The 18,673-nt window shown below is 69.0% G+C and carries 17 protein-coding genes; 11 read left to right on the top strand and 6 right to left on the bottom strand.

What is annotated here, in order from left to right:
- Positions 1-18 precede the first annotated feature (18 nt).
- From ectB to JVH1_RS30840, 6 genes are all read right to left on the bottom strand, one after another.
- Positions 19-1,281 (bottom strand): diaminobutyrate--2-oxoglutarate transaminase, encoded by a 1,263-nt coding sequence (gene ectB / locus JVH1_RS30815; RefSeq protein ID WP_009474014.1) that lies wholly within the window; start codon positions 1,279-1,281, stop codon positions 19-21.
- Between the two features lie 27 nt (positions 1,282-1,308).
- A complete protein-coding gene (ectA, locus tag JVH1_RS30820; RefSeq protein WP_009474013.1) occupies positions 1,309-1,821 on the bottom strand; it encodes a diaminobutyrate acetyltransferase in 513 nt (170 codons plus the stop codon).
- A 151-nt stretch (positions 1,822-1,972) separates the two neighbouring features.
- Entirely contained in the window at positions 1,973-4,072 is a 2,100-nt protein-coding gene (locus tag JVH1_RS30825; protein WP_009474011.1) for an ATP-dependent DNA helicase RecQ, read from the bottom strand.
- Positions 4,073-4,130: 58 nt separating this feature from the next.
- A complete protein-coding gene (locus JVH1_RS30830; protein ID WP_009474010.1) occupies positions 4,131-4,997 on the bottom strand; it encodes a ribokinase in 867 nt (288 codons plus the stop codon).
- Positions 4,998-5,006: 9 nt separating this feature from the next.
- The gene (locus JVH1_RS30835) at positions 5,007-6,476 is read right to left on the bottom strand and encodes an MFS transporter (RefSeq protein WP_009474009.1); all 1,470 of its coding nucleotides are present in this window, start codon (positions 6,474-6,476) and stop codon (positions 5,007-5,009) included.
- A 243-nt stretch (positions 6,477-6,719) separates the two neighbouring features.
- Positions 6,720-7,820: an NADH:flavin oxidoreductase/NADH oxidase gene (locus JVH1_RS30840; protein ID WP_009474008.1), complete on the bottom strand. Its 1,101-nt coding sequence runs from the start codon at positions 7,818-7,820 to the stop codon at positions 6,720-6,722.
- 90 nt (positions 7,821-7,910) lie between these two features.
- Here JVH1_RS30840 and JVH1_RS30845 point away from each other — a divergent pair, with 90 nt between their 5' ends.
- The 11 genes from JVH1_RS30845 to JVH1_RS30895 all read left to right on the top strand — a co-directional run bounded on the left by JVH1_RS30845 (position 7,911) and on the right by JVH1_RS30895 (position 18,602).
- Positions 7,911-9,191: a glutamate-5-semialdehyde dehydrogenase gene (locus JVH1_RS30845; protein ID WP_016879956.1), complete on the top strand. Its 1,281-nt coding sequence runs from the start codon at positions 7,911-7,913 to the stop codon at positions 9,189-9,191.
- A 64-nt stretch (positions 9,192-9,255) separates the two neighbouring features.
- Complete coding sequence (locus JVH1_RS30850; protein ID WP_005261286.1) at positions 9,256-10,137, top strand: MoxR family ATPase; 882 nt, start codon at positions 9,256-9,258, stop codon at positions 10,135-10,137.
- A gap of 10 nt (positions 10,138-10,147) precedes the next feature.
- Positions 10,148-11,608: a VWA domain-containing protein gene (locus tag JVH1_RS30855; protein ID WP_009474006.1), complete on the top strand. Its 1,461-nt coding sequence runs from the start codon at positions 10,148-10,150 to the stop codon at positions 11,606-11,608.
- A gap of 64 nt (positions 11,609-11,672) precedes the next feature.
- Positions 11,673-12,323 carry a nicotinate-nucleotide adenylyltransferase gene (nadD, locus tag JVH1_RS30860; RefSeq protein ID WP_009474005.1) on the top strand — a complete coding sequence of 217 codons (651 nt, stop codon included), beginning with the start codon at positions 11,673-11,675 and terminating at the stop codon, positions 12,321-12,323.
- A 35-nt stretch (positions 12,324-12,358) separates the two neighbouring features.
- On the top strand, positions 12,359-12,784 hold the full coding sequence (gene rsfS / locus JVH1_RS30865) for a ribosome silencing factor (RefSeq protein WP_009474004.1): 426 nt from the start codon (positions 12,359-12,361) through the stop codon (positions 12,782-12,784).
- Positions 12,781-13,440, top strand: a complete 660-nt coding sequence (locus tag JVH1_RS30870) for a histidine phosphatase family protein (protein WP_009474003.1) — start codon at positions 12,781-12,783, stop codon at positions 13,438-13,440. The genes rsfS and JVH1_RS30870 overlap by 4 nt, the downstream gene beginning before the upstream one ends.
- Positions 13,427-14,224, top strand: a complete 798-nt coding sequence (gene octT / locus JVH1_RS30875) for a diglucosylglycerate octanoyltransferase (RefSeq protein WP_009474002.1) — start codon at positions 13,427-13,429, stop codon at positions 14,222-14,224. The genes JVH1_RS30870 and octT overlap by 14 nt, the downstream gene beginning before the upstream one ends.
- 4 nt (positions 14,225-14,228) lie before the next feature.
- Complete coding sequence (locus tag JVH1_RS30880; RefSeq protein ID WP_009474001.1) at positions 14,229-15,095, top strand: DegV family protein; 867 nt, start codon at positions 14,229-14,231, stop codon at positions 15,093-15,095.
- Positions 15,096-15,165: 70 nt separating this feature from the next.
- A complete protein-coding gene (locus tag JVH1_RS30885) occupies positions 15,166-16,029 on the top strand; it encodes a ComEA family DNA-binding protein (RefSeq protein ID WP_009474000.1) in 864 nt (287 codons plus the stop codon).
- The gene (locus JVH1_RS30890; RefSeq protein WP_043778347.1) at positions 16,029-17,588 is read left to right on the top strand and encodes a ComEC/Rec2 family competence protein; all 1,560 of its coding nucleotides are present in this window, start codon (positions 16,029-16,031) and stop codon (positions 17,586-17,588) included. Before JVH1_RS30885 ends, JVH1_RS30890 begins: the two co-directional genes overlap by 1 nt.
- A gap of 48 nt (positions 17,589-17,636) precedes the next feature.
- Positions 17,637-18,602 carry an LLM class F420-dependent oxidoreductase gene (locus JVH1_RS30895; RefSeq protein ID WP_009473998.1) on the top strand — a complete coding sequence of 322 codons (966 nt, stop codon included), beginning with the start codon at positions 17,637-17,639 and terminating at the stop codon, positions 18,600-18,602.
- Positions 18,603-18,673: the final 71 nt, after the last annotated feature.

Consider the following 18,673-nt stretch of genomic DNA (forward strand, 5'->3'; position numbering starts at 1 on the left):
TGAGTGTCAGTCCTCTCTCTAGCTGCAAACCTTGCCGGTGGCGTCGGCGAGAATGGCGAGTCCGTGGTCCAGTTCCTCGTCGGTGATGGTGAGCGCCGGCAGGAGCTTGACCACCTCGTCGGACGGTCCGGAGGTCTCGGCGAGCAGGCCCTCGTCGAAGGCGAGTTTGCAGACCTTGCCCGCGTTCTCCGGCTCGTCGAACACGAGACCCTGGACGAGGCCGCGACCGCGGGTGGAGACGGAGCCGTCGAACTGGTTCGCCAAATCGGTGAATGCCTGGTGAATTTTCTCGCCCTTGGTCAGCGTCGACTTGTGAAGGGTGTCGTCGGACCAGTAGTGGTCGAGGGCCACCTTCGACGTGACGAACGCCGGGTTGTTACCGCGGAACGTGCCGTTGTGCTCGCCCGGGCCCCACACGTCGAGCTCACGCTTGAACAGCGTCAGCGCCATCGGGAGGCCGTAGCCGCTGATCGACTTCGACAGGCAGACGATGTCCGGGGTGATGCCGGCGACCTCGAAGGAGAAGAACGGCCCGGTGCGTCCGCAGCCCATCTGGACGTCATCGACGATCAGCAGGATCTCGCGCTCGGCGCACAGGTCCGCGAGGGCGCGCAGCCACTCGGCGCGGGCGACATTGACGCCGCCCTCACCCTGCACGGTCTCGACGATCACGGCGGCCGGACGGTTCAGGCCACTGCCCGAGTCGTCGAGCACGCGGCGGAACCAGTGGAAGTCCTCGGTGACTCCGTCGAAGTAGTTGTCGAACGGCATCGGGGTGGCGTGCACCAGTGGGATTCCGGCGCCGGCGCGCTTCATCGAGTTACCGGTGACCGACAGGGCACCGAGCGTCATTCCGTGGAAAGCGTTGGTGAAGTTGATGATCGACGAACGACCCGTCACCTTGCGTGCCAGTTTGAGTGCGGCCTCGACCGTGTTGGTGCCGGTGGGTCCGGGGAACTGGACCTTGTAGTCGAGACCCCGGGGTTTCAGGATCTTGTCCTGGAACGTCTGGAGCAGGTCGCGTTTGGCCACGGTCGACATGTCGAGACCGTGCGTGATGCCGTCGCTGACGATGTAGTCGACGAGCGCCGATTTCAGTACCGGGTTGTTGTGGCCGTAGTTCAGCGAACCGGCACCGGCGAAGAAGTCGAGGTAGTCGCGACCGTTCTCGTCGCGGATCCACGATCCGGACGCCGACTCGAAGACGGCGGGCCAGCCGCGGCTGTAGCTGCGAACCTCGGATTCGAGGTTGTCGAAGATGTTCGTATCGAAGTTAGTCATGTTGCTGCATTCCTCCGGGGCATGCTCTTAGCCGATCGTGTACAGATCTTCGGCTTCGTGTCCATCGGGAAAATCGTTAGGGGAGAACAGTTCTTGCTTGTTGATCGCCGTATCTCGGCGACGCGCCAATGCTGTGAACAGCGCGATCGAGGCCTCGTTGTCGGGGCTGATCGTCGTTTCGAGATGGGTAATCCCTTCGGGCGCGAGTCGATCGAGCAGCGCGCTCAGCATGCGACCTGCAATTCCCTTGCCGCGCTGGTCTGCGTCTACGGCGACTTGCCAGACGAACAGCGTCGCTGGGGATTCGGGGCGGATGAAGCCCGATACGAATCCCACGACGCGCTCGTCGACGACTGCGACGACCGACGAACGGCTGAAATCTCTACACCACAACAGGTATGCGTAGCTCGAATTGAGATCGAGCACTTCCGTGTTCCTGGCGATCTCCCAGAGCCGGACTCCGTCAGTGATCTCTGGACTTCTGAACAACACCGCGTCCGGCGCGGTGGTCGGGATGGCACTCTTCTGAACAGGCGTCATTGGAAATTCGAACCTAACAACCATCCCCTTCGATTTCACGTGCCTCGCGAAATTGGACAGTCCAGGTGGCAGAGCCTTGCAGGTGAGACGTGCAAAGTGATGCTCATCACATTATGTAACTTTTGGGTGAACCGCAAGCGACAGACTTCGCCTATTTGAGACTCGCGAGCGCGAAAGGGAGGACCGACGCGGCACCCGCCGCGCGGAGCGTCCTGGCGGCCATCGTGAGGGTCCAGCCGGTGTCCGTGAGGGTGTCGACGAGCAACACCGGTCCGGCGCCGGCAGGAAGGTCGGGGGCCTCCCAGGCGTCGACCAGCCCGGCCACCCGGTAGGCGGAGTTGGCCGCGGACACCGGCGGATGCTCCGGGCGCAGCCGCAGAACTCCCAGGTCGGTGAGCCGTCCGACAGCGGCGAGCTGCCCCGCGATCGACGCCGACAGAAGGGGATGGGTGGCGGACTCGACCGCCATGACGGCGGTGGGCCGCTCGGCCCAGTCCCAGGAGGCCAGCACCTGGATGCAGGCCTTCAGGACGGCCTCGGGCGCAGGTCCGTCCGGTTCGTCGAGCAGGGAACGCAGCCGCTGACCCCAGCCCAGGTCGGACAGCCGGCCCAGGACGCGGCCCGGTTCGGGGCCGTCCGTGATCTTCCCGGACAGCGCCACGCCGAGCTTCGCGAGGCCCGTAGGCCACTGTTTGCGGGGCGCGAGGTCCACGCCTGGCCGCTCGAGACGCATCCTGGTCTGTTGCACCGCCTCGGCGTCCACGGTCGCGTCGTGGCGCACTCCGGTGCAGTTGTCGCACCGGCCGCAGTCCGAGGTTCCCGCCGCCAGACCCGGGTCGTCGAGCTGCTCGCGCAGGAACGCCATCCGGCACGTGCTGATCCGCTGGTAGTCGATCATCGCCTGCTGCTCGGACTCGCGGGCGCGCTCGAGCCGCTCGTAGCGGTCGGCGTCGTACGTCCAGGGCTCCCCGGTGCCCACCCAGCCGCCGCGCACCCGGCGGACGGCACCGTCCACGTCGAGGACCTTCAACACCATCTCCAGCCGGGTGCGGCCCAGCTCCACCAGTGGCTCGAGCGCCTGCGTGGACTGCGGCCGGTCGGTGTCGAGGACCTCGATCACCCGGCGCACCACGTGCTCGCGGGGGAACGCCACGGACGCGAAATAACTCCAGATCTGCTTGTCCTCGGATCCGGGCAGCAGGATGACCTCGGCGCGGTCTGTGGACCGTCCCGCGCGCCCGACCTGCTGGTAATAGGAGATGGGGGACGAGGGCGCACCGAGGTGCACGACGAACCCCAGGTCGGGCTTGTCGAACCCCATGCCGAGCGCGGACGTCGCGACGAGGGCCTTGACGCGGTTGCCGAGCAGGTCCTGCTCGAGGGTCTCGCGCTCGGCGGCGTCGGTTTGCCCGGTGTACGCGGCGACCGTGTGGCCCTGCTCGGACAGCAGGCTCGCCAGATCCCGCGCCGCCGACACGGTGAGTGCGTAGATGATGCCCGAGCCGGGCAGGCTGTCGAGCTTCTGGGCGAGCCACGCCGCCCGGGCGGTGGCCTCCGGAATCTGCACGACCGACAGGTGCAGCGACTCCCGTTCGAGGCCACCGCGGAGGACGAGAGTTTCGGCGCCGCCCACCCCGAGCTGCGTGGAGACGTCGGAGACGACGCGGTCGTTCGCCGTGGCCGTGGTGGCCAGCACGGGGATGCCCTCGCCCAGTTCGGCGATCAGAGTGCGGATCCGCCGGTAGTCGGGGCGGAAGTCGTGACCCCAGTCCGACACGCAGTGCGCCTCGTCGACCACGACGAGGCCCGCGTCGGCGGCGAGGGAGGGGAGGACCTGGTCGCGGAAGTCGGGATTGTTGAGACGCTCGGGGCTGACCAGCAGAACGTCCAGCTCGTTGTCGGCGACCCGGGCGTGGATGTCGTCCCATTCGGTGACGTTTCCCGAGTTGATGGTGGCGGCGCGCACGCCGGCCCGCTCGGCGGAGGCCACCTGGTTCCGCATGAGTGCCAGGAGCGGCGACACGATGACCGTGGGACCGTGCCCGTGCGCCCGCAGGAGCTTCGCTGCGATGAAGTAGACCGCCGACTTGCCCCAGCCCGTCCGCTGGACGACCAGCGCCCGTCTGCGGCCCACCACGAGCGCCTCGATCGCCGTCCACTGGTCGTCGCGGAGGGTGGCGTGCTCGCCTGCCAGCTCGCGGAGCAGCCGTTCGGCCTCGTCACGGAGTGCGGGTTCGGTGGCGGTCGTCATGCCCCCATGGTGCACGACACGGGTGACACGCAGGATCCGGGCGACCGCGGGAGCTCGCTCAGCCGGGCAGCGCCGCCTCGATCTCGGCAAGGGTGGGCGACGAGGTGGAGGCGCCCCGGCGGGTGGTGGCGAGCGCGCCCGCCGTGCACGCGAACGGGACGGCGATCGCGGGCCCGCGTCGCCACGAGACGGCCAGGGCGCCGGCGAACGCGTCGCCCGCCCCGGTCGTGTCGACCACCTCGACCTCGGAGGAGTCGGCGTGGAGCGTTGCGCCGTCGCTGCCCGCGTAGTCCGCGCCCGACGACCCCAGCGTGGTCACGACGTGGGAGATGGCGCCGGTGACCTCGGCGCCGAGTTGCGCAGCCTCGGTCTGATTGACGAGGAGCACGTCGACCAGCTTGACGAGTTCGTCCGGAAGTGCCTGCGCCGGTGAGGGATTCAATATCACGACGGTGCCGTGTGTCGCGGCGTGCGCCGCCGCGGCCAGCACGGTGCCCAGGGGTATCTCGAGTTGGCAGAGCAGGACGTCTGCATCCGCGACGGCCGCGAGTTCGGTGGGTGTCAGGTCTGCCACGGTGCTGTTGGCACCTGGAACCACCACGATGCTGTTCTCGCCGGCGGCGTCGACGGTGATCGCCGCGATCCCGCTCGGCCCGTCCACTTCGCGCAGGTACCGTGTGTCGACCTCGGCGTCCACGAGGGCCTGCCGCAGGTCGAGAGCGAACACGTCGGAGCCGACGGCGCCGATGAACGTCACGTCGCCGCCGGCCCGCGCCGCGGCGATCGCCTGGTTGGCGCCCTTGCCGCCGGGGGTGGCGGCAAAGGCGGTGCCCAGGATCGTCTCTCCCGGCGCGGGCAACCGCTCGGTCGCCGTGAGCAGGTCCATGTTGATGCTGCCGACCACGGCGACCCTGGGAGCGAACATATCCCGAGACTAACCCGCGTCGGCGGCCGCCGTCTCCTGTGCGGGCGTCGCGGATGCGTCGCCCTTGGCGCGGCGGAGACGCTTCAGGATGCGGCGGGCCTCGGCGTCCGTGGCCACGGCGGGCGGCGAACCCTCCAGCGGCTTCCGGGCGGTCTCGGAGATGAGCAGAACCGCGATACCGCCGATGACGGCCGCGACCATCATGTACATCGGCGCGACGAGGTCGCTGCCCGTCGCATCCTGCAACGCCGTGAGGACGAGGGGTGTGGTGCCACCGAAGATCGACACCGCGAGGTTGTATCCGATCGCGAGCCCGCCGTAGCGGATTCCGGTGGGGAACAGCGCGGGAAGGACGGACGGGAAGACGCCGACGAACAGCAGCAGGAGACCGCCGAGCATCGCGAGGCCGAGGAAGACGGTGAAGTAGTGGCCGACACCGATCAGCAGGTACGCGGGCAGCGACAGTGCGAAGAATCCGACGAAACCGGCCAGCAGCAACGGTTTACGACCGACCCGGTCGGACAGCTTTCCGACGAAGCTGATGCACACCATCATGATGAGCATCACGATGATCATGAGGACGAGGCCGTGCGACTCGTCGTAGCCGAGCGTGTTGGACAGGTACGTCGGCATGTAACTGAGCAGACCGTAGTGCGCGATGTTGTACGTGGCGACCAGGATCACGCACAGCACCAGCGGACGCCAGTTCTCCACCAGGGTCTCGCGCAGTTTGCGTCCCGTGGATTCGTCTGCGAGCGAACGCTCTTCGGCCTGTTCCATCTGCTGGAACGCAGGCGTCTCCTCGAGCCGTAGCCGGAGGTAGAGGCCGATCAGGCCCAGCGGACCGGCGAGCAGGAACGGAATTCGCCACGCCCAGTCCACCAGGGCGTCGGCGCTGACCACGGTGCTGATGACGGTGACCAGGCCCGCGGCCGCGACATACCCAGCGAGGGTTCCGAATTCGAGGAAGCTCGAGAAGAAGCCGCGGCGCTTGTCCGGCGCGTACTCGGCGACGAACGTGCTGGCGCCGCCGTACTCGCCGCCCGTCGAGAAGCCCTGCACGAGCCGGAACAGCACCAGCAGAATCGGCGCCGCGAGCCCGATGGATCCGTAACTCGGGATCAGACCGATGGCGAACGTGCTGCCCGCCATCAGGATGATCGTGGTGGCGAGCACCTTCTTGCGACCGATCCGGTCACCGAGCGGACCGAAGAACAGTCCACCGAGGGGACGGACGATGAACGCCGCGGCGAAGATCGCGAACGTCGACAGCAGCTGTGCGGTACCACTGGCCTCGGGAAAGAACACCTTGCCGATGGTGGTCGCGAGGTAGGCGTAGACGCCGAAGTCGAACCACTCCATGGCGTTACCGAGCATGGTGGCCTTGACGGCCCGTTTGACGGAGGCCTCGTCGGTGACCGTGACATCAGGTGATTCGGCCACCTCGGCCGACGTGATCGAGTGATCTGGTGCATTCATGTCGTGCGCTCCCCAGCGCAGTTATCACCCGCGCGGGGCACGTACCTGACGCACGCATCTTTTCGTCGCCCGCACGGCGATTGCTGGTCGGGTTCGGCAACCCACGGCCCTTCGGCGCGATGCGGCCCCCGCCGATCGGCTCTGGCTCGTGGCTCGGTCCCGCCCCACCGTCCGGGGTGCGGGACTACCAGCTGTAAGAGCGATTACCGTAGCAAAGGATGCGGGGGCTTGTCGGCCCGAGCCTCAGTACGCCCGGGCGTACTGCGCCGGAATCTGCGGCGTCACCTGGGCATTCAATGCCAGTGCGGCTTTTCGTGGCCAGTACGGGTCGCGCAGCAGTTCGCGCCCGAGGAACACGGCGACGGCTTCTCCCGACTCCACGATCCGCTCGGCCTGCTCCGGCTCGGTGATGAGCCCGACGGCGGCGGCCGGGACCGTGGTCTCGTTCTGGATGCGACGGGCGAACGGGACCTGGTAGCCGGGCCCGATCGGGATCCGGGCGGAGGCGACGCCGCCGCTGGAGACGTCGACCAGGTCGACGCCGAGGTCGGCGAGGGCCTGCACGAGGGAGACCGTCTGATCCGGCGTCCAGCTGTCCGCGTCGAGGCCGGGCTCCTCGGACAGCCAGTCGGTGGCCGAGACCCGGACGAAGACGGGCAACTCGGCCGGCCACACCCCGCGTACCGCCTCGACGACCTCGAGCAGCAGGCGAACACGGCCGGTGAAGCTGCCGCCGTACTCGTCGGTGCGGTGATTGCTGACCGGTGACAGGAACTGGTGCAGCAGATAGCCGTGTGCCGCATGGATTTCCACAACCTTGAAACCGGCCCGCGACGCCCGCTCGGCGGCGGCCGCGAAATCGGTGACCACCTTCCGGATGTCGTCGGTCGTCGCCGCGGCCGGCGGGGTGTGGTCGCCGAAACCGATCGCGCTCGGTGCCACCGTCTGCCAGGACAGCCGATCGTCGCCGGCGAGGCTCCCGCCCCCGCGCCACGGCACGTGCGCGGAGCCCTTGCGCCCGGCGTGACCGAGCTGGATGCCCGGGACCGCGCCGAAGTACTCGAGTTGGGCGTTGATCTCCGCGAAGGCCTCGGTCTGGGTGTCGTTCCAGATGCCGAGGTCGGCGGGGCTGATGCGGCCCTCCGGGCTGACGGCCGTCGCCTCGGTGAGGATCAGCCGGGCACCGCCGATGGCGCGCGTCACGAGGTGCGTCCGGTGCCAGTCGCCCGGCACCCCCACGTCGCGGCCCGTCACGTCGGCCGAGTACTGGCACATCGGCGCCATCCACACCCGGTTGGGGACGGTGACTCCGCGGAAGGTGATGGGTTCGAACAACACGCTCACTACAGCACTCCTGCCTCTGATGGTCTCGACCAGTCGCAACCTGCGCGGGGGATGAAATCATTCCCGCACCCCGGTATATAGGCTGTCTTCATGACTGCAGTGACCTCCACCTCGTCGGCCGGTGCCACGGTGGACACCCGTGAAGCCGTCCACGCAGCGGCCCGTCGCGCCCGCACCGCGTCGCGGGTCCTCGCGCTGCTCACCACCGCGCAGAAGGATGCAGCGCTGCATGCGGCGGCCGATGCCGTGCTCGCCGCCTCCGCCGACATCCTCGCCGCCAACGCGGCCGACATCGAGACGGCCAGGGCGTCGGGCACCGAGGACTCCCTGCTCGACCGCCTGCGGCTGACGCCGGAGCGCATCGAGGGGATCGCGTCCGGGCTGCGCCAGGTGGCCGGTCTGCCCGACCCGGTCGGTGAAGTGGTGCGCGGCTCGACCCTCCCCAACGGTCTCGAACTCCGTCAGCTGCGGGTGCCGCTCGGGGTCGTGGGGATGGTGTACGAGGCCCGCCCCAACGTCACCGTCGACGCGTTCGGGCTGGCACTCAAGTCCGGCAACGCGGCCCTGCTGCGCGGCTCCTCGTCCGCGGCGAAGTCGAACGCGGCGCTGGTCGTGGCGTTGCGGGCGTCGCTGGCGGCGCGGCAGCTGCCGGAGGACGCAGTGCAATTGCTGCCGAGCGACGACCGCTCCAGCGTGACGCACCTGATCCAGGCCCGCGGCCTGGTGGACGTCGTCATTCCCCGCGGCGGCGCAGGCCTGATCAGCGCCGTGGTGCGCGATGCGACCGTCCCGACCATCGAGACGGGCGTCGGCAACTGCCACGTCTACGTCCACTCTGCCGCCGACCTGGAGATGGCGGAACGGATCCTGCTCAACTCCAAGACGCGGCGACCGAGTGTCTGCAACACCGCCGAGACGGTGCTGATCGACGCCGCGATCGCCGAGACAGCGGTGCCGAAGCTGCTGCAGGCCCTGCAGACGCACAGCGTGACGGTCCACGGGGATCTGCCGGGTCTGGTGCCCGCGACCGAGTCGGACTGGTCGGAGGAGTACCTCACCCTGGACGTGGCGCTCAAGGTGGTCGACGATCTGAACGCCGCGGTCGAGCACATCGACCGCTACGGGACCGGCCACACCGAGGCCATCGTGACCTCCGACCTCGCGGCCGCCCGCGAGTTCACCGCCCGGGTCGACGCGGCCGCCGTCATGGTCAACGCGTCCACCGCCTTCACCGACGGTGAGCAGTTCGGATTCGGCGCCGAGATCGGGATCTCCACGCAGAAGCTGCACGCGCGCGGCCCGATGGGGCTCCCCGAACTGACGTCCACCAAGTGGATCGTCTGGGGTGACGGGCACACCCGCCCCGTCTAGACGTTTCGCCCACCCCCTTTCCCTCAGCCCCCTCTGCCCGTCACCCCTTCTGAAAGGAGCGAGCGTGGATCGCGCACTGCCCACCACGACGCCGTTCTTCGCGAGCGTCGACGACGTCATCGCTCGGCTCGCCGAAACCGGTTACCTGTCCGACAAGGGCACCGCGACCGCGGTGTTCCTCGCCGACAGGCTCGGAAAACCCCTGCTCATCGAGGGTCCCGCCGGCGTCGGCAAGACCGAACTCGCCCGCGCCGTCGCCGAGACCACCGGCGCCGAGCTGGTGCGGTTGCAGTGCTACGAGGGCGTCGACGAGGCACGCGCGCTGTACGAGTGGAACCACGCGAAGCAGATTCTGCGCATTCAGGCGGGCAGCGACCACAGCTGGGACTCCACCAAGGCGGACGTCTTCTCGGAGGAGTTCCTGCTGTCGCGGCCGCTGCTGACCGCGATCCGGCGCGAGGACCCGACGGTGCTACTGATCGACGAGACCGACAAGGCCGACGTCGAGATCGAGGGTCTCCTGCTCGAGGTGCTCAGCGATTTCGCGGTCACCGTCCCCGAACTGGGCACCATCACGGCCACGCGCAAGCCGTTCGTCGTCCTCACCTCGAACGCCACCCGTGAACTGTCCGAGGCACTCAAACGCCGCTGCCTGTTCCTGCATCTCGACTTCCCCGACGCCGAGCTCGAGCGGCGGATCCTGGCGAGCCGGGTGCCGGAGCTGCCCGAGGCGGTGGCCGAGCAGCTGGTCAGGACCATCCGTGTGCTGCGCGGGATGCAGCTGAAGAAGCTGCCCTCGGTCGCCGAGACCATCGACTGGGGTCGCACCCTCCTGGCGCTCGGGCTCGACACCCTCGACGACGACGCCGTGCGCGCCACGATGGGCGTCGTCCTCAAACACCAATCCGATCAGCTACGGGCCGCTGCCGAGCTGCGACTGAACTGAAGGACTCCCCATGGCTGCTGGTGGTCCACTCGCGTCCCGGTCGAAGCCGGGCGGTCCCGCGGCGCCGCACGGGCTGCCGGGGCATCTCGTCGACTTCGTCGAGGCGTTGCGGCGGCGCGGCATCACGGTCGGACCGTCCGAGACGGTCGACGCCGGCCAGGTGATGTCGGTCCTCGATCTGCTCGACCGCGAATCGCTGCGCGAGGGGCTTGCGTGCGCGCTGCTGCGGCGGCCCACCCACCGGCCCACGTTCGACGCGTTGTTCGAACTCTGGTTCCCGGCGGCGGTCGGAAGCCGGGCGGACGGGGCGATCGACACGAGTCTGCCGCGGAACGCGAAGGGTGAGATCGACTACGAGGCGCTGCGCGAGCTGATCGTCGAACTCCTCACCGACGGGTCGCCGGAGGCGATCGAGCTCACCGAGCTCCTGACCGCGCAGATGGTCGAGGAACTCGGCCAGTACCAGTCGGCGAACGGCCCGTCGTTCTCCGCGTACCAGGCGCTGCGGGACGTCGCGCCGGAAACCCTGCTGAAGAAGATCCTCGACGGACTCCTGGGCAATCAGCAGGACGGCGACGCCCGGACGACGGAAAGCTACGAATCCGAGGTGGCCAAGCGCACCGCCGCCCAGCGGATCGCCGACTTCCGGAAGATGATCGAGAAGGAGACGCGGCGACGGTCGGCCGAGAACCTCGGCAAGGAGCGGGTGGCGTCGTACGGCGTGCCCCGGCTGGCCGAGGAAGTCGACTTCCTCCGCGCGTCCGACGCCGAACTGACGGCACTGAAACGCAACGTCACCCCGCTGGCCCGGCTGCTCGCCAGCCGCCTGGCCGTGCGGCGCAGCCGCAACCGCGCCGGTTCGATCGACCTGCGGCGGACCCTGCGCAAGTCGATGTCCACCGGCGGAGTGCCCATCGACCTCGTCCAGCGCAAGCCCCGCCGGGCGCGCCCCGAACTGGTCGTGATGTGCGACGTCTCGGGTTCGGTCGCCGGTTTCAGCCACTTCACCCTGTTGCTCGTCCACGCGCTGCGCGAACAGTTCTCCCGGGTGCGGGTGTTCGCGTTCATCGACACCACCGACGAGGTCACCCGCTTCTTCGACGCGGGAGCCGACCTCGGCAGCGCCATGTCGCGGATGATCCGGGAAGCCGACCTGGTCGGCTACGACGGGCACTCCGACTACGGCAACGCGTTCGGGGTGTTCGCCGAGCGGTTCACCCAGAGCATCACCTCGCGGACATCGCTGCTGGTGCTCGGCGACGGCCGCAACAACTACCGCGATCCGAATCTGGAGGCCCTGGCCCGTCTCGTGTCGGTGGCGAAACACGCGCACTGGCTCAACCCGGAGCCCCGCGGCCAGTGGGGAACGGGCGACTCGGCGGCGAAGGTGTACAACGAGGTCATCAGCATGCACGAATGCCGATCCGCTCAGCAGCTGGCGTCGGTGGTCGCCGGGTTGCTGCCGGTGTGAACACGTAAGCTCGTCACTCGTGGAACAGGGAGCAGCGGGCGCGCGTCGGCGCCGCCTGGGAGTCATGGGCGGCACCTTCGACCCCATTCATCACGGTCACCTCGTGGCGGCCAGCGAGGTGGCGGATCGATTCAGCCTCGACGAGGTCGTTTTCGTGCCCACCGGCCGGCCGTGGCAGAAGCAGGGCAAGGGCGTCAGCCCCGCCGAGGACCGGTACCTGATGACGGTCATCGCCACCGCGTCGAACCCGCGTTTCTCCGTCAGCCGGGTGGACGTCGACCGGGAGAAGGTCACCTACACCGTCGACACTCTGCGTGATCTGCGCAGCTACCACCCGGACGCCGAGCTGTACTTCATTACCGGTGCGGACGCCCTGGCGAGTATCCTGTCCTGGCAGGACTGGGAGGAACTGTTCTCGCTGGCGAAGTTCGTCGGGGTGTCGCGCCCGGGATTCGATCTCAACACCGAACATCTGGCCGGTCACCTGGACGCATTGCCGGAGGACGCGGTCACGCTGATCGAGATCCCGGCTCTGGCGATCTCCTCGACGGAATGTCGGCGGCGGGCCAGTCGAGACCGTCCTGTGTGGTACCTCGTGCCGGACGGTGTGGTCCAGTACATCTCCAAACGGAACCTGTACAGGCCACCGGACTCCGAGCGTCTCGACGGCGCGACGACGATGTCCGAACCGGCCCCGGACAAGACCAGAAGTTAGTCAGCACTTTTCGAACCGAACTGGGAGAACATCGCGTGAGCGCAACGACCGAAGCCATCGAGATGGCACGCATCGCGGCAGTGGCTGCCGACGAGAAGCTGGCCTCCGATGTGGTGGTGCTCGATGTTTCCGAGCAGCTGGTCATCACCGACTGCTTCGTCATCGCCTCCGCCCCCAACGAGCGACAGGTCAACGCGATCGTCGAGAACATCGAGGATCGGCTGCGTGACGCAGGTCACAAGCCGGTGCGGCGCGAGGGCACCCGCGAAGGCCGTTGGGCACTGCTCGATTTCGTCGACGTCGTGATCCACGTCCAGCACAACGAGGAGCGCAACTTCTACGCACTCGACCGGCTGTGGAAGGACTGCCCGACCGTGCCCGTCGAGGGTCTCGGGCAGCGCGGCCCGGCCGACGCGAACGGTGCGGGCACCGCCGCCCAGGCGGAGGAGTCCGAGCTGTGACGGATGCCCCCCGTGCCCCGCGACGTCTTATCCTGCTCCGCCACGGGCAGACCGAGTACAACGCCGACAACCGCATGCAGGGACAGCTCGACACCGAACTGTCGGAGCTGGGTCGGTCGCAGGCCCGCGCCGCAGCCGGCGCACTCGTCGGTCGCAGACCGATCTCCATCGTGTCGTCCGATCTGCGGCGGGCCTACGACACCGCCGTCGAGGTCGGCGACAATGCCGGTCTGCCGGTGCAGATCGACGAGCGCCTCCGCGAGACGCATCTCGGTGACTGGCAGGGGCTCACGCACCTCGACGTCGACGCGCGCGCACCCGGCGCCCGCGCCACGTGGCGCGGCGACGCGACGTGGGCACCGCCCGGCGGGGAGAGTCGCATCGACGTCGCACGCCGCAGCAAGCCGGTGGTCGCCGAACTCGTGGAGAAGCACGAGGACTGGGCGGAGAAGCCGGTGGTCCTGGTCGCGCACGGCGGTTTGATCGCCGCGCTGACCGCCGCACTGCTGGATCTGCCCGTCGACCGCTGGCCGGTGCTGGGCGGGCTGGGGAACACCAGCTGGGTGCAGCTGAGTGCGTACGGAAACCCCGATTCGCTCAACTGGCGCCTCGACGTGTGGAACGCTTCTGCGAGTGTGGCCAGTGACGTCCTCTGACGCGGGTGCCGGTCGCGGGGAACGCCCCGTCCTGCTCGTGCTCGCCGATTCGCTGTCGTACTACGGACCCAAGGGCGGTCTCCCGTCCGACCACCCCGACATCTGGCCCAATATCGTTGCACGTCAACTCGGTTGGGATGTCGAGTTGGTGGCGCGGATCGGCTGGACCAGCCGCGACGTGTGGTGGGCGCTGACCCAGGACCCCCGCGTGTGGTCGGCGGTTCCCCGCGCCGGTGCCGTCGTGTTCGCGGTCGGCGGCATGGACTCCCTTCCGTCCCCGCTCCCGACGGCGCTGCGGGAACAATTGCGTTACGTCCGCCCACCCGCGCTGCGCCGCGTCGTGCGGACCGGCTACCAGTGGCTTCAGCCCAGGCTGTCCCCGCTGGGGTGGCCGGTGGCGTTGCCCCCGCGGCTGAGTGTCGAATATCTGGAGAGCTCCCGGGCGGCGCTCGAGTATATGCGTCCCGAGTTGCCCGTCATCGGGACCCTGCCGTCCGTTCATCGCAGCGAGGCCTACGGCAAGGTGCATGCGGGTCGCCCCGGCGCCGTTGCCGCCATCACCGCGTGGTCGGAGGAGAAGAACGTACCCCTCGTCGACCTCGCGGAGGCGGTGCGCGCCAACGTCTTCAGCGATCAGGGTAATCCGGACGGCATCCACTGGGGCTGGGACGGGCACACCGAGGTGGCCGCGGCGATGCTCACCGCGCTCCGCGCGGCGGGAGTCGTTCCGGACTCCGCCGAGGGTGCGGTTCCGGCCGACCCGGTGTCGAGCGGAGCCGAGTAGTCCGATGCCCGTCGTCGTCGTCACCGATTCTTCGGCCTCGATCCTGCCCGAACTCGTCGAGCAGTACGGGATCCACGTGGTCCCGCTCCATGTCCTCAGCGGCGGCCAGGATTTCCGGGAGGGAATCGACCAGCTCCCCGAGGACCTTGCCGGTGTCACCACGTCGGGCGCGTCGCCGAGCGAGCTGTCCGAGGCGTATGCGACGGCGTTAGACCTCAGCGAGGGTGCAGGCGTTCTCGCGGTGCACATCTCCCGCCAGCTGTCCGGCACGTGGGAGGCGGGCCGTCAGGCGGCGCAGGAATTCGACGGCCGGGTGCGGATCGTCGACTCCCAGTCCGCCGGAATGGGATTGGGTTATCCGGTCCTCGAGGCCGCGCGGGCCGCGAAAGACGGTGCGGATCTCGAGACCGCGTACCGGCGGGCGGTCGACGTCGCAAGCCGTGGGCGTTGCCTGATCGTTGTGGACAGGCTCGATCAGTTGCGTCGCGGAGGCCGCATCGGCACCGCCGCCGCGCTGCTCGGCACCGCACTGGCGATGAAACCGGTGCTGCATCTCGTGGACGGCCGGCTGGTTCTGAAGGAGAAGACGCGCACCTCGACCAAGGCGATGGCCAGGATGGTCGACGCCGCGGTGGAGCTGGCAGGTCTGGACAGGACGGCCGTCGCTGTGCATCACATGCACGCCCGGCAGCGCGCCGAGGCGGTGGCACAGCACCTGAAGGACCGGATTCCGCAGGTCAGTGATCTCGTCGTCACCGATTTCAGCTCGGTGATCGGTGCCCACGTCGGGGTGGGCGCCATCGGCATCGTGCTGTGCCCGGAACCCACACTGCACCACGAAGACCGCGATTCATCCACAACGTCGCACTGATCCACAGGCCGATGCGAAAAGCCTGGTCGTCGCGGCGATTCCGTGGGCGGCGCACTCTACCGTCGCGTCCATGGGCATCAGGGAAGAACGTTCGAGGGGCCGGACGCGGCTCGCGTTCCTGACGTCGGGGGAACGCGATGCGGCGCCGCCCGACACACCGTCGGAGCCGGAGTGGCTGGCCGAGCCGGTCGGGACCGTCCTCGACGGCGACACGACGTGGTCCGCCGAACGCCGCCGGGGTGGATTCTCGTTGCCGGACCGATGGCGGGACGCACGATTCGATCCCGGGCGTTCCGGGGCGCTGGTGCTCATCGTGGTGGGAATCGTCGTCGCCACGGCCACTGTGCTGGGAGTGCGCAGCGATCGGCCGGAGACACAGGCCGTTCCGTCGTTACCCGCCGCCGGAGTGCATTCCCTGACTCCGGCACCGGTGACGACTGCTCCCGCCGCGGCGGCGTCGGCGCCCGCCCCGGCGGAGGAGATCGTCGTCAGCGTCGTGGGACTGGTGGCGTCGGCCGGTCTCGTCCGGCTACCGCCGGGCTCCCGGGTCGCGGACGCCCTGGCTGCTGCCGGGGGAGTGCGCGACGGCGGTGACACTCTCGGATTGAATCTGGCTCAACGACTTTCGGACGGCGACCAGGTGCTCGTGGGAGCCGCGACCACCCAGGCGCCACCGAGTGCGGTGGGCGGCGCCTCCGCGGCATCGCCGGGGACCGCAGGTGCAGCGGCCGTCACGGGCGGAGGGCTCGTGAACCTCAACACGGCGACCGAGACGGAACTCGACGCACTTCCCGGTGTCGGGCCCGTCACGGCGGCGGCGATCGTCGCGTGGCGCACGACCAACGGCACCTTCACCGACATCTCGCAACTGAGGGAGGTGGACGGGATAGGGCCGGTGCGGCTGGAGAAACTGCGCGGCCAGGTCACCCTGTGATGCTCGGCGACGAACCGCGTCTCCTCGACCTGCGGCTACTTCCGTTCGCCGGGATGTGCTGGGCGGCAACGCTGATCGGTATCCTCGGAGGCTCCCGGGCGGCGTTGGTCCTCGTGACAACCCTGTCGGGAGCGGCGATTTTCCTCGCCGCGGGATCCCTTCTGCGGGGACCGGGCCGGTGGACGGCCGCGACGTTGGCGGTCCTGCTGTTCGGCGCATGCTGCGCTGCCGGGGTGGCCTGGCGGGTTCAGGCCGTGGAGCGGCACCCGATGACCGAACTCGCCCGGACCGAGACGTGGGTGACGCTCGTCGTCACCCTCGTCGACGATCCCCGGGAGATCGCCGGCTTCGGACGGCACGTCCTCGTGAACGCGAACGTCGTCGAGATCCGCCGGGCCACCGAGACGATCCACTCGGGCGGTGCGGTGGTCGTCCTCGCCCCGGCGGAAGGCTGGCTCGGACTGCTGCCGGGCCAGGACGTGGTCCTGCGCGGGCAGGCGAGCCCTCCGCGGCACCGGGACCTGAGCCTGGCCACGGTCCGGGTGTCCGGACCGCCCGCAGACGTCGGTCCCGCGCCCCCGCATCAGCGGTGGGCCGGCGCCCTGCGTGCGCGGTTCGCCGCTGCCGCCGCCGTCCTGCCTGCCGACGAGGCAGGACTGCTGCCGGGGCTGGTGGTCGGCGACACCTCGGCGCTGCCCCGGGAGGTGAAGGACGACTTCACCGCGACCGGACTGACGCATCTCACGGCGGTGTCCGGGGCGAACGTGAGCATTCTGCTGGGAGCGGTGCTGCTCCTGGTCCGAGGGGTGGGGCTCGGTCCCCGCGCGGGTGCGGCGCTGGCCGCCGCGGCTCTGATCGCGTTCGTGGTGATCGCGCGACCGTCACCGAGCGTGCTGCGCGCCGCGGCGATGGGCTCGATCGCTCTGCTGGCGCTCGTGACCGGACGACGGAAACAGGCGATGCCCGCGCTCGCGGCCGGGGTCATCGCCTTGCTGGCGTGGTCTCCGGAGTTGGCGGTGGACTTCGGCTTCGTTCTCTCGGCGACCGCCACCGCAGGATTGATCGTGATCGCGCCGGTCTGGGTCGACGTGCTGGTGGGCCGCGGCTGGCCGCGGGCGGTGGCCGAGACGGTGGCGGTGTCCGTCGCCGCCTTCGCCGTCACCGCTCCGATCGTGGCCGCGATGGCCGGGACGGTGAGCCTGGTGTCCGTCTGCGCGAACATCCTGGTCGCCCCCGTGGTCGGTGTGATCACCGTGGCCGGAGCGATCACCGCGCTGATCGCGGGGGTCAGCCTTCCCGTCGCGGAAGTGGTGGTGCGCGTGACCCAGTGGCCGCTGTGGTGGCTCGTCACCGTCGCAGAGCGGGGCGCGCGGATTCCCGGAGCCTCGATTCCGGTGCCCTCCGGGCCCGCAGGTGCGGCGATCGTGATCGGTGCCGTCGCGGCGCTCGGCGTGGCGCTGCGCAGACGCGGACCCCGGCTGGTGCTGGCGGGAATCGCGATCGGTGTGCTGGTGCTGTGGGCGCCGGTCTGGCCGTCGTCGCTGGGTCGCCTTGTGTGAGCGCCCCCGAATCTGGGAAACCTTCGCGGAACGAGGAAAGGGGACGACATGCAGGTGGGGTTCAAGCTGATGGCCGAGACGTTCGATCCGCGGGAGATCGTGCGGCAGGCGGTGGAGGCCGAACGGGCCGGCTTCGACTTCGTCGAGGTGAGCGATCACTATCACCCCTGGCTCTACAGCCACGGTCATTCGGGATTCGTGTGGTCGATGCTCGCGGCCGCGGCGGCACGGACCGACCGGATCGGTCTGGCGACCGGCGTCACCTGCCCGTTCGTCCGATATCACCCCGCGATCATCGCGCAGGCCGCGGCCACGACCGCCGTCCTCAGCGAGGGCCGGTTCACCCTGGGACTCGGTTCGGGGGAACGGCTGAACGAACATGTCGTCGGTGGCGGTTGGCCGTCGGTGACCATCCGGCACCAGATGCTCCGTGAGGCGATCGACATCATCCGCCTGCTGTGGTCGGGCGGTTACCACTCGTACGAGGGCAAACACCTCACCCTCGACGACGCCCGCGTCTTCGATCTCCCCGACGTCCCGCCCACGATCGCCGTCGCGGCGGGCGGCACGGAGGCCGTCGGGATCGCCGCGGAACTCGGCGACGGACTGTTCGCCACCGAAGCGGATCCGGACCTGGTGAAGGCCTATGCCGGGGCCGGTGGGTCGGGGCCCAGATACGGGGAGGTGCCCCTCGCGTGGGCTCGTGACGAGGAATCCGCGGTCGAGTCGGCACACCGGTTGTTCCGGTTCGGCTTGACCGGATGGAAGGTTCAAGCGGAACTGCCCAATCCGATCAACTTCGAGGCAGCCGCGTCGTCGATCCGTACCGAGGACGTCCGCGACGCCATGGCCTGCGGGCCGGATGTCCGGCGGCACCTCGAGGTGGCGGGCACTTTCGTCGATGCCGGATTCGATCATCTGGCGCTGATCAACGCGGGGCCGGACGTCGACGGCTTCTTCGAGTTCTTCGCCAACGAGTTGAGTGAGCCGTTGCGGGCGCTGAGGGCTTCTTGACATCGGCTGTGCCGCTGTAACTTTCGTCTCCGGAGTGCGCCGCTCGGCACGCTCGGCGCGACCGGGGCGGA

This window comes from Rhodococcus sp. JVH1 (assembly GCF_000280725.2).
In the GTDB taxonomy this organism is placed as follows: Bacteria; Actinomycetota; Actinomycetes; order Mycobacteriales; family Mycobacteriaceae; genus Rhodococcus_F; species Rhodococcus_F jostii_A.

Excerpts from the sequence above, each read along its gene's own strand:
- JVH1_RS30845 (WP_016879956.1), top strand. The coding sequence starts at position 7,911 with ATGACTGCAGTGACCTCCACCTCGTCGGCCGGTGCCACGGTGGACACC.
- JVH1_RS30885 (WP_009474000.1), top strand. The coding sequence starts at position 15,166 with ATGGGCATCAGGGAAGAACGTTCGAGGGGCCGGACGCGGCTCGCGTTC.
- JVH1_RS30830 (WP_009474010.1), bottom strand. The coding sequence starts at position 4,997 with ATGTTCGCTCCCAGGGTCGCCGTGGTCGGCAGCATCAACATGGACCTG.
- JVH1_RS30835 (WP_009474009.1), bottom strand. The coding sequence starts at position 6,476 with ATGAATGCACCAGATCACTCGATCACGTCGGCCGAGGTGGCCGAATCA.
- ectB (WP_009474014.1), bottom strand. The coding sequence starts at position 1,281 with ATGACTAACTTCGATACGAACATCTTCGACAACCTCGAATCCGAGGTT.
- JVH1_RS30880 (WP_009474001.1), top strand. The coding sequence starts at position 14,229 with ATGCCCGTCGTCGTCGTCACCGATTCTTCGGCCTCGATCCTGCCCGAA.
- JVH1_RS30890 (WP_043778347.1), top strand. The coding sequence starts at position 16,029 with ATGCTCGGCGACGAACCGCGTCTCCTCGACCTGCGGCTACTTCCGTTC.
- ectA (WP_009474013.1), bottom strand. The coding sequence starts at position 1,821 with ATGACGCCTGTTCAGAAGAGTGCCATCCCGACCACCGCGCCGGACGCG.
- JVH1_RS30825 (WP_009474011.1), bottom strand. The coding sequence starts at position 4,072 with ATGACGACCGCCACCGAACCCGCACTCCGTGACGAGGCCGAACGGCTG.
- nadD (WP_009474005.1), top strand. The coding sequence starts at position 11,673 with ATGGGCGGCACCTTCGACCCCATTCATCACGGTCACCTCGTGGCGGCC.
- JVH1_RS30895 (WP_009473998.1), top strand. The coding sequence starts at position 17,637 with ATGCAGGTGGGGTTCAAGCTGATGGCCGAGACGTTCGATCCGCGGGAG.
- JVH1_RS30855 (WP_009474006.1), top strand. The coding sequence starts at position 10,148 with ATGGCTGCTGGTGGTCCACTCGCGTCCCGGTCGAAGCCGGGCGGTCCC.